The sequence below is a fragment of the Aquabacterium sp. UBA2148 genome (genome assembly GCF_002328915.1).
Lineage (GTDB): Bacteria > Pseudomonadota > Gammaproteobacteria > Burkholderiales > Burkholderiaceae_C > Aquabacterium > Aquabacterium parvum.
Genome location: NZ_DCXA01000170.1, coordinates 1,037 through 9,918, shown reverse-complemented (window position 1 = coordinate 9,918; position 8,882 = coordinate 1,037). Strand labels below are relative to the sequence as shown.

The window sequence follows — 8,882 nt, the reverse complement described above, 5'->3', positions numbered from 1 at the left end:
TTCGCGTGGTGCAAGTGGCTCGCCATCGACCTCCAGGGGGTCTTCGGGGCTGAAGATGGCCTGCTCTTCGGCCAGCGGCGGCAAAGTCCAGCTCGCGTTCGGCGGCAGGGTGATGTCCAGGTAGAGCGTGGGCGAAGCGGTGCGCACCGGGCTGCGAACGCCAAAGGCCTCGCCGACCAGCACGCGCACCGACACCCGGCCAGCCTGCCCGCGTGGCTCCGCCTGCTGCATCACATGGGGTAAGGCGGCCGCCGCCGCGTGCTGAAAGGAGGGCTCGCACTGCGCCAGCTCCGGCGGCAGGGTCACCCACAGCTGCAGGCCGTGCAGGCGACGCGGCTGGCCTTTCTCGGCCTCGGGCACGCGCTCGCTGTGCACCACCCCTCGCCCCGCCACCATCCAGTTGATGGCGCCCGGCGCGATGGGCTGCACCGTGCCCAGGCTGTCTCGGTGCACGAAGCCGCCCTCGAAGAGGTAGGTCACCGTGGCCAGGCCGATGTGGGGATGGCCACCCACGTCGGTGTCGACTTCGGGCGGCAAGGTCACAGGCCCGAAGTGGTCAAAAAAGATGAATGGCCCGACCGAGCGCTGGGCCGCCGCAGGCAGCACCCGGCGCACCGTCAAGGCGCCAGCCAGGCGTGGCGGCCATTGCTCAGAGTGGTCAGGGCGCCATGGGCGCGGTGCAGGGTGGCTTCGATGGTCATGGGGTCTCCAAGGGGGCTCGGGCGGTCACTCGCCCTGGGTGGATCGGCGGATCGACTTCCCAGGGTGCCAAGGGTAGAATCTATTGTTGCCCGATAACCTCTTTTAACCTCTTTAAGCAACCCCAAGCCCTCACAGGAGTCACCTTGGCCAAAGAAGAACTGATTGAAATGAGCGGCAAGGTCGATGAAGTGCTGCCCGACTCGCGTTTTCGCGTCACCCTCGACAACGGCCACACGCTGATCGCCTACTCCGGCGGCAAGATGCGCAAGAACCACATCCGCATCCTCGCTGGTGACAAGGTGTCGCTGGAGATGTCGCCCTATGACCTGAGCAAGGGCCGCATCACCTACCGCCACATCGAGAACCGCGGCCCCACCCCGGGTTTCACCCCCGGCCAGCGCAAACGCTGATCTGGCTCACGCGGCTGATACAGCTGCACACACATTGGTGGTCAAGGTCGGCACCAGCCGGCCGAAGACGAGGCGTGTGGCCTGTTTTGTCCCCGCAGGGGGCGCAGGCCGGCTCGCCGAGGAACCACCATGCATCACACCAGCCGCCCGTCGCGCTTTCCCCGTCTTGTTGCGCGGCTTTCGCCAGTGCCGCCCTCGCGGGCCTGCGCCCTGGTCACGCTGGCGCTTTGCTGCACAGCCCCCGGCGCCATGGCAGGTGAGTCCTACGTCAAGGTCGGCTTGCCGGGCATCGTGGTCGGCTACGCCCACTCGGTGAACGACCAACTGGGCCTTCGCGTCGACGCAGGCACCACGGGCAACACCCAGCGCGACCGCACCGAATCAGGCGTGCCCTACCGCGCCAGCGCCAAGTACAACCGCGTCGGCCTGTTCGGCGACTACCACCCCTTTGGCGGGCGCTTCCGCCTGACGGCCGGCCTGACGATCAACGACGCGTCGGTCAAGCTCGACAGCCGCTTCGATGGCGTCACCCCCGTGACGATCAACGAAACCACCATCACGCCCACGGCGGCCGATTACTTCAAGGCCCACGTGAAGATCCCGCGCCTGACGCCTTATTTCGGCATCGGCTGGGGGCACCAGCCACGCGAGACCGGCTTCGGCTTCGTGGCCGACATCGGTGTGTCCATCGGCAAGGCCAAGGTCACGGTCGATCAGAACCTGGTGGAGAACTACCCCGGCCTGATCAGCCAGGCCGATGTGGACGCCGAAACCCGCCAGCTCAAGGACGACGTGGGCAAGCTGCGCGTGCTGCCGCACCTGGCCTTGGGCATGAGCTACCGCTATTGAGCCGCGCTGCGTCGCATCGCGCGGCGCATCCCTTCACAACAGCGCCGCCCCCACGTTCACCATCAGCGCCAGCAAGGTGGCGTTGAAGAAAAAGGCCAGCACACAGTGCACCAGGCCGACGCGGCGCATCGCGCTGCTGCCGAACGACACGTCTGCGGTCTGCGCCGACGTGCCGATCACGGCCGCCACGTACAGGAAGTCGACGTACCCGGGCTGACGGGTGTCGGGAAAAATCAGGCCAGGCGGCTCGTTGGCGTGCAGGGACTGGTGGTACTCGTGTGCGTAGTGCAGTGCGAACATCACCTGCGTGAAAGCCCAGGACGTCAGCACCGTCAGGGCCGCCAGCCCGACGTGCAAGGAGCGCGACAGCCCTGCCTCGTGCCGGGCCACCGCCAGCTCGGCCACGATGGCGCCCAGGCTGGCCAGCGCCGCCAGCACCACCATGGCCAGGATGACCGCTGCGCCTTCGTCTTGCGTCAGGGCCCGCTTGTGGATGTCCTCGTGCGTCGAGCGCACCATCATCACGGCGGTCAGCACCAGGTAGCTCAGCGCCCCGACGTTCCAGGCGATCAGGCCTCGCGTGACGTCGCGGGCGTCGAAACCCAGCGAGGGCCAGGCCAGGGCCACGCCGATGCCCAGCAGGGCAGAAAACCCGAGGCGAGGTCGCGCACGCAAACTGCGCAGGAGTTTCAGCAGCATGCGGACATGATGCCCGACAACTCTGCGCGACCCATGCTGCGATCGGCGCTTCGATCGGTGCCGCAATCAGCGCTAACATCGTGACGCCATGCCCGCGAACTACGCACGCTACCTCGTCGGTCGCCACCGCAGCGCCCACGCCAACCGCCACCTCGGCTGGACGCTGGCCTTCGTGGCGGGCGCCATCAACGCTGGCGGCTTCCTGGCCGTTCAGCAATACACCTCCCACGTCACCGGCACCGTCTCTTCGCTGGCCGACAACCTGGCGCTGGGGCACCTGGACCTGGTGGTCGATGCCATCGTGGGCGTGCTGTCCTTCCTGCTGGGCGCCATGTGCTGCGCCCTGATGGTGAACTTCGCGCGCAGGCGCCAGCTCAGCAGCGAGTTCGCCTTGCCCTTGATGCTCGAGGCGCTGCTCATCCTGTGCTTTGGCTTGCTGGGCTCGCGCTTGAGCGAGTTCGAGGGCCTGCTGGTGCCCTTCACCGTGGTGCTGCTGTGCTTCATCATGGGCCTGCAGAACGCCGTGGTGACCAAGTTGTCGCACGCGGTCATCCGCACCACCCACATGACCGGCATCGTCACCGACCTGGGCATCGAGTTGGGCAAGGCCTTGTACTGGAACCGCCGCGAGGGCGAAGCCCCGGTGCGCGCCAGCTCCGAGCGCATCGCGGTGCTGGGCGGGCTGCTGCTGGCCTTCACCGGTGGCGGGGTGATCGGGGCTTATGGCTTCAAGTTCGTGGGCTACGTGTCCACGGTGCCCCTGGCGATCTTGTTGGCGGTGCTGGCCCTGGTGCCAGCCTGGGACGACCTGCGCAGCCGTGCCGCCCGGGTCTCAGGGTGACTCGGTCGGCATGCTGCATTCGGCCATCGCGGGCGAGGCCTGGCAACGTGCCTTCTTCATCAGGTTGAGGGTGCGCCAGCTGTAGAGCCCCGCGTTCGCCCCAGCGATGCGCCCCTCCCGCAGCACGTCCACATAGGGCTGGACGTGTTCGGGCGGCAGGTCGAACCAAAGCCGCGCAGGCACTTGCGCTTCTGCGCGCTGGATGGATTTCATCGCCCCTTCGTGCAAGCCAGCCCAGTACACGCGCGACACAGCCCCGAGCGACGCCGGCACCTGCGATCGGTTGAAAACGAGCTGCAGGGTCGGGATCATGACCGGCATGCGCAGCACCCCGCCTTTGGTGCCCATGCCCTTGGCCAACTCGAAGGGCTTGAAGGTGATCGCCGGCATGTGGATGAGGTCCACCAAGCCGTTGTTGAACTTGGCCCCCACGTTGGTGACATCCGAAGAGATCGCTTGAGCGCCCATTTTCTGGATGAGCATGGCCTGGACTCGATCGTGGTCGAACGCGGCCACCCGCTTGCCCGCCAGCGAGCGGGGCGTGATCTCGAAGCGCTCGCGCAGCATCGGGTAGGCGGCGCCCACGGGCAGGATGCCGCCCACCTCGTGCTGCCCCTCGGTCATCAGCGAAGCCGCCTGCGGCGAAGCAAACACCTGGATCAGCTTGCGCAGCACCTCGTAGCTGGCCGCCAGGTCAACCTGGCCATCGCGCACCACCACGGCTGAGCCGAGGCTGTCGAGCGAGCCCGTGACCTGGTTGAAGGGCCGAGCCCGAAAGCCGGTGAGGATGGCCGCGGCGCACTGGCCGGCGCGGAAGTCTTCGGCCACCACGCGCTCGTCGGTGAAGGTGCGAACCTGAAAGTGCACGCCCTCACGGGCCATGGCCGTGGCGTAGTCCTGGGCCAGCGTGTGCACCTCACCGCCCTTGCCCAGGAGGTCCCAGGCGCACAGCAGCGGCGCGGCCTGGCACGACCCGGCCCAGCTTGCCAGGAGGGCCGTCACCAGGCCCCACGTGGCCACGCCCACCCTGCTGTCAACGGCCTTCGATGTCATGATGTCCCCTGCTTGATGCGTTGCGCGTGTGTTGCCTCGCACATTCAATACCGAACAGTACAGTAAATGAATCAGGACAAGCCCCCGGTCCCCGCACGGCGAGGCCGCCCCCGCGACCCGGAGCGCCTGCAGCGCATCCTGAGCGCGGCGGCACGCCAGTTCCATGAGCATGGCCTGCCAGGCACCAGCATGGACGCCATCGCGGCAGAAGCGGGGGTCTCCAAGATGACGGTCTACAGCCACTTCCCGTCAAAGGGCGAGCTGTTCATCGCGGCCGTGGCCTCGCGATCGGCCGAGCTGATGGGCAGCGACATGCCCGCCATGGACCCGCTCAAACCCAAGCAGGCGCTGACCTCCATCGGGCGGGCCTTCCTGCGCCTGATCCGCGACGACCAGGTGGCGCAACACCACCGCATCCTCTTTGGCCTGCGCGATGCGCACCCCGAGGTCCGCCAGGCCTTTCACGACGACGGACCGGATCGCATGAGGCAGGCTTTGACGAGCTACCTGGCCGAGGCCACCCGCCTGGGCTCGCTGAAGGTCAAACAGCCCGCGCTGGCCGCTGACCAGTTCATGGGGCTGTTCCTGGGGATGGGTCAACTGCGCCACCTGCTCAACCTGGGCAAGCCCACCGAACAGGACGACGAGGCCTTGCTCAAGGCCAATGTGGCCTTGTTCATCAAAGGCCACGAGCCCGGCTAGTTCACCAGCACGGGTGGCTCAGTCGTCGACCAGCGTGTCCGAGCGCAGCCAGGTGTAGCTGGCCCCGATGCCCGCCGTCAGGCCCGTGTCGCGACGCACCAGCGGGCTGGCGCGGTTGGCTGCACCGCCCACGTGGTCGACGCGGGCAAAGCCGAACACACGCCAGTCGGGGCCCAGCTTGCGCGACAGCGTCGTGCCCACCCGCCAGGCCACCAGACCCGCCTTGGCTTCATAGGCGGGTCGATCGGCGGTGGCGTAGCGGGGCGCCACCTCGTAGAAGGTGTCGGCCAGGCGCTGGTCGGCAACGATGACACCGAAGCGCATGGCATAGGTCCAGCCCGTGGTGCTTTCTCGGCGGAAAAAGACCTCGGGCTCGAGCGTCATGCCTCGGTGGGCAGCGCGGTCGCTGATGTCGAACACGCCGCGCAGTGGCAGGTCAAAGCGCCACTGGCCACCGCCAGGCCCGTCGCCCAGCTTCCAGCGCAGGCGTGGGCCGAACTCGATCAAGGTGCCCAGATCGGGCATGCCCCGGCGGGCTTCGATCTTGTCCAAGCTGGCGCCAAACGCCCCGGCGAAACTCACGTCGAGCTCGAAGTCGTCGGTGCGGATGGCGCGCAAGCCTGCGGTGTCGCGGTCGGCCCGCACGAACTCGCCACGGTAGAGCACATAGGGCAGCACCGCTGCGCGGCGCACCTGCTGGTCGGCACCGGGGTAGGCCAGCTGAGACACGCCCCCGGCCACGAAGCCCACCTCCCACAAGGGCTTGCGGCCTTCGCCCTCGCCTTCGCTCTGGGCATGGGCAGGCGCGTGGGCAGTCAGCACGATGGCGAGCACCGCGGCCACTGGGGCCATGCTCGCAACGGAGCTCAAGGATGGGCGAACAACAAAGCACTTCATGCGGAACTCAGCTCCAAGGGTGGGTTGCACGGGTCGGCATGAGTTGAACACGAAACCAATGGGCGCACCTCATGCGTGAACACGGCGGTGGTGTTTTGAATCGGATTGATCCGGCGCAGATCTGGCTCGCGTGGCGCTCCCGCATGCGGGAGACACGCAGCTTGACAGGTGCGTGAACAAATTTACACTCCCCCACCATGTCGTTGTCCGTCCGCCGTCGCATCACCTGGATCGCCGCCCTGGCCGTCCTGGCGATGGCGCTTGCCCCAGCCATCTCCCAATGGTTGCTGGTTCAGCGCAACGCGGGGCTGGCCTGGGTGGCGGTGTGCTCCAACACGGGCACACGCTGGGTCGCGGTGGGTCAAGCCACACATGACCAGCCCACGGACCAAGGCGGCCTGCACGCGCAATCGCACTGCCCGGCCTGCTTCCTGCAGGCGCACGACATGGGCCTGCCACCTTTGGCTGTGTCGGTCCTCACGCTGACACCGGAGCCGGAGGCGCTTCCCTTCCTGTTCCTGCACGCACCCCGCCCGCTCGCGGCGTGGTCGCCTGCGCTCGCCCGCGCGCCTCCTGCTGCGGCCTGAGCCTCTCCCCTCCCCCTTTCCTTTTTCATCGTCGCTTGCCGGCTTGAAGCTCGCCCGAACTCGGGCCTGAGCTGGCTCGCGCCTGGAGTCCTCTCATGTTCCGCACCGCATTCATCGCGGGCGTGGTCGCGCTCGCCTGCGCACCCGCCTGGTCTCACGTTTCCTACACGGGCCGCGACTTCGGCTCGTTCACGGGCCTGACCAACACCAGCGTCACCATCGCCAACCAGGCCATCTCAGGCAACTTCGGCTGGGCCGATGCCACCGATGCCGATTGGGGCGACAGCCACAAGGCACGCTGGTTCAAGTTCACGCTCGACCACGCCGCCGACATCACCATCACCGCTGCGGCCAAGGCGAACGCCACCAGCAGCTCGGTCGGCGGCCTCGTGCCCGCCTTCTCCGTCTACCAGGGCCAGGCGCCCATCACCGTTGACGCCGAGGGCGTGTCGTCGCTGTCGTACGACACGTCGACCTCGTCGATGGCCTGGCGCGCCACGCTGCCAACTGCCGTCGAAGGCGTCTGGAACGCCCTGGGCGACTTCAAGATCGGCAACGACGCCGGCGTGTTGGGTGACTTGGTCCATGTCGGCCACAGCGCCGATGGCCTCGGCGCCCTGGGCGACGGCAGCGCAGACGGCCTGACTTCTGCCACCTTCCGGCTGGCTGCTGGCACCTACTCCATCGTCATCGGCGGCAACGTCTACGACGCGCAGAACGCTGGCGTGCCCGGCAACACCGGCAACTTCGGGCTCAGCGCCACGTTGTCGGTTTCGGCCGTGCCCGAGCCTTCTTCCGTCGGTCTCGCGCTCGCAGGCGCACTGGCCTTGAGCTGGACGGCCCGCCGTCGCACCGCACGCTGAACCCCTCATCAGGACATGACCATGAAGAACTTTCGCAACACCCTCCTCGCCCTCACCCTCGGCGCCTGCGCCAGCATCGCCAGTGCCCACGGCAGCCTCGATGGCGAGACACTGCTCATCGAGTACGGCATCGATTTCGGCTCGGGCTTCACCGCACTGAGCAGCCGCACGGTCACCGTTGGCAGCGGACTTGAGGTCAGCGGCTGGTCGCTCAGCAGCACCAAGGACATCCGCTGGGACATCGATTTCAGCGGCGGCGACATCGCTTTGACCTACGTCGGCAACGACGACTTCATGAACGTCGGCACGTTCGCCATGCAAGGCTTTCGCGTGAGCAACGTGCCGCTGGAGATCGAAGATGTCGCCGTGACCAACACGACCTATGTGCCCAACGTGCACGGCAACCTGATCGAGGGCTTCGATCCGGCCACCGCGCTGAGCTTCACCGCCAGCACGGTGTCGGTGAACCTCAACGAGTCGATGTACCACCACCACGCCATGACGGGCATGGGTGACCCGGTGCGCGACGCCATCAAGTTGCACCTGCACCTGGCGCCCGCGGTGCCCGAGCCCGAAGCCTGGGCCATGACCGCTGCGGGCCTGTTGGGTGTGATGGGCGTGATGGGCATCGGCGCGCTGCGCCAACGCCGCCGAGGCTGATCCGCACCCATCAACTGACCTCGCCTGCGCGCCTCGCCCGGCCTGGGTCGGGGCGCGCTGCCGCCCTCTTCGATGTCGATCGCCAAGAAGTCCTCCCCGATGTTTCACCGTGCCGTTTTGCCGGCCTGCCTGAGCGCGACCTTGATCGCGCCGGCCTGGTCACAGGAGCTCACCCTCCCCGAGGTCCGGGTGCAGGCCCCCAGCCTGCCGCCGCCCCAGCAGCGCAGCCTGCGAATCCAGGGGCAGGACACCCAGGACGACCCTGCCGAACAACTGCGGCAAGTCAACGGCGTGCGCGTGATGCGCCAGGCTGGCACCTCAGGCCTGGTGTCGGTGCAAGGCCTCAGCGGCTCGCGCGTGCCGGTGCTGCTCGATGGCCTGTCGATCGACGGGGCCTGCAACCACGGCATGGACCCCGCCACGTCCTACCTGACGCTCGACAGCATCGACCGGCTCACGGTGCTCAAGGGCCCGACCACCGTCCGGCACGCAGGCGTGTTCGGCGGTGCCGTGCTGGCCGAACGCAAGCAACCCGCCAGCGATCAAGCACCGGGGGCGAGTTGGCAGGCACAGGTCGGCCGCTTCGGCGAGCGGATGCTGGCGGCCGAGGCCCTGCTCT

At 67.6% G+C, this 8,882-nt stretch carries 12 protein-coding genes; 8 read left to right on the top strand and 4 right to left on the bottom strand.

Going from position 1 to position 8,882, the window contains the following annotated elements:
• Window positions 1-615: pirin family protein (locus B2W70_RS09540; protein WP_414631044.1), on the bottom strand; the 615-nt coding region annotated here is incomplete at its 3' end.
• A 230-nt stretch (window positions 616-845) separates the two neighbouring features.
• Between B2W70_RS09540 and infA the strand changes: the two genes are divergently transcribed.
• Complete coding sequence (infA, locus tag B2W70_RS09535; protein WP_058087613.1) at window positions 846-1,112, top strand: translation initiation factor IF-1; 267 nt, start codon at window positions 846-848, stop codon at window positions 1,110-1,112.
• A 249-nt stretch (window positions 1,113-1,361) separates the two neighbouring features.
• Window positions 1,362-1,961 (top strand): hypothetical protein, encoded by a 600-nt coding sequence (locus B2W70_RS09530; RefSeq protein ID WP_286745163.1) that lies wholly within the window; start codon window positions 1,362-1,364, stop codon window positions 1,959-1,961.
• A gap of 33 nt (window positions 1,962-1,994) precedes the next feature.
• Here the strand turns inward: B2W70_RS09530 and B2W70_RS09525 are convergent, their stop codons facing one another.
• The gene (locus B2W70_RS09525; protein ID WP_286745162.1) at window positions 1,995-2,660 is read right to left on the bottom strand and encodes a DUF1345 domain-containing protein; all 666 of its coding nucleotides are present in this window, start codon (window positions 2,658-2,660) and stop codon (window positions 1,995-1,997) included.
• Window positions 2,661-2,748: 88 nt separating this feature from the next.
• Here B2W70_RS09525 and B2W70_RS09520 point away from each other — a divergent pair, with 88 nt between their 5' ends.
• On the top strand, window positions 2,749-3,501 hold the full coding sequence (locus B2W70_RS09520; RefSeq protein ID WP_286745161.1) for a YoaK family protein: 753 nt from the start codon (window positions 2,749-2,751) through the stop codon (window positions 3,499-3,501).
• Here B2W70_RS09520 and B2W70_RS09515 read toward each other — a convergent pair.
• Complete coding sequence (locus B2W70_RS09515; protein WP_286745160.1) at window positions 3,493-4,554, bottom strand: putative solute-binding protein; 1,062 nt, start codon at window positions 4,552-4,554, stop codon at window positions 3,493-3,495. The two genes, B2W70_RS09520 and B2W70_RS09515, sit on opposite strands and share 9 nt — an antisense overlap.
• Before the next feature lie 66 nt (window positions 4,555-4,620).
• On the opposite strand from B2W70_RS09515, the gene B2W70_RS09510 reads away from it, so the two are divergent.
• Window positions 4,621-5,256, top strand: a complete 636-nt coding sequence (locus tag B2W70_RS09510; RefSeq protein WP_286745158.1) for a TetR/AcrR family transcriptional regulator — start codon at window positions 4,621-4,623, stop codon at window positions 5,254-5,256.
• 18 nt (window positions 5,257-5,274) lie between these two features.
• On the opposite strand, the gene B2W70_RS09505 is transcribed toward B2W70_RS09510, so the two are convergent.
• Window positions 5,275-6,108 (bottom strand): MipA/OmpV family protein, encoded by an 834-nt coding sequence (locus B2W70_RS09505; RefSeq protein WP_286745156.1) that lies wholly within the window; start codon window positions 6,106-6,108, stop codon window positions 5,275-5,277.
• Window positions 6,109-6,350: 242 nt separating this feature from the next.
• On the opposite strand from B2W70_RS09505, the gene B2W70_RS09500 reads away from it, so the two are divergent.
• From B2W70_RS09500 to B2W70_RS09485, 4 genes are all read left to right on the top strand, one after another.
• Complete coding sequence (locus B2W70_RS09500) at window positions 6,351-6,740, top strand: DUF2946 domain-containing protein (RefSeq protein ID WP_286745154.1); 390 nt, start codon at window positions 6,351-6,353, stop codon at window positions 6,738-6,740.
• Window positions 6,741-6,835: 95 nt separating this feature from the next.
• Entirely contained in the window at window positions 6,836-7,603 is a 768-nt protein-coding gene (locus B2W70_RS09495; protein WP_286745153.1) for a hypothetical protein, read from the top strand.
• A gap of 21 nt (window positions 7,604-7,624) precedes the next feature.
• A complete protein-coding gene (locus tag B2W70_RS09490; protein ID WP_286745151.1) occupies window positions 7,625-8,263 on the top strand; it encodes a hypothetical protein in 639 nt (212 codons plus the stop codon).
• A gap of 99 nt (window positions 8,264-8,362) precedes the next feature.
• On the top strand, window positions 8,363-8,882 hold a 520-nt coding region (locus B2W70_RS09485; protein WP_286745149.1), incomplete at its 3' end, for a TonB-dependent receptor plug domain-containing protein.

Coding starts and splice junctions, on each gene's coding strand:
- B2W70_RS09530 (WP_286745163.1), top strand. CDS start 1,362: ATGGCAGGTGAGTCCTACGTCAAGGTCGGCTTGCCGGGCATCGTGGTC.
- B2W70_RS09525 (WP_286745162.1), bottom strand. CDS start 2,660: ATGCTGCTGAAACTCCTGCGCAGTTTGCGTGCGCGACCTCGCCTCGGG.
- B2W70_RS09520 (WP_286745161.1), top strand. CDS start 2,749: ATGCCCGCGAACTACGCACGCTACCTCGTCGGTCGCCACCGCAGCGCC.
- B2W70_RS09515 (WP_286745160.1), bottom strand. CDS start 4,554: ATGACATCGAAGGCCGTTGACAGCAGGGTGGGCGTGGCCACGTGGGGC.
- B2W70_RS09510 (WP_286745158.1), top strand. CDS start 4,621: ATGAATCAGGACAAGCCCCCGGTCCCCGCACGGCGAGGCCGCCCCCGC.
- B2W70_RS09505 (WP_286745156.1), bottom strand. CDS start 6,108: ATGGCCCCAGTGGCCGCGGTGCTCGCCATCGTGCTGACTGCCCACGCG.
- B2W70_RS09500 (WP_286745154.1), top strand. CDS start 6,351: ATGTCGTTGTCCGTCCGCCGTCGCATCACCTGGATCGCCGCCCTGGCC.
- B2W70_RS09495 (WP_286745153.1), top strand. CDS start 6,836: ATGTTCCGCACCGCATTCATCGCGGGCGTGGTCGCGCTCGCCTGCGCA.
- B2W70_RS09490 (WP_286745151.1), top strand. CDS start 7,625: ATGAAGAACTTTCGCAACACCCTCCTCGCCCTCACCCTCGGCGCCTGC.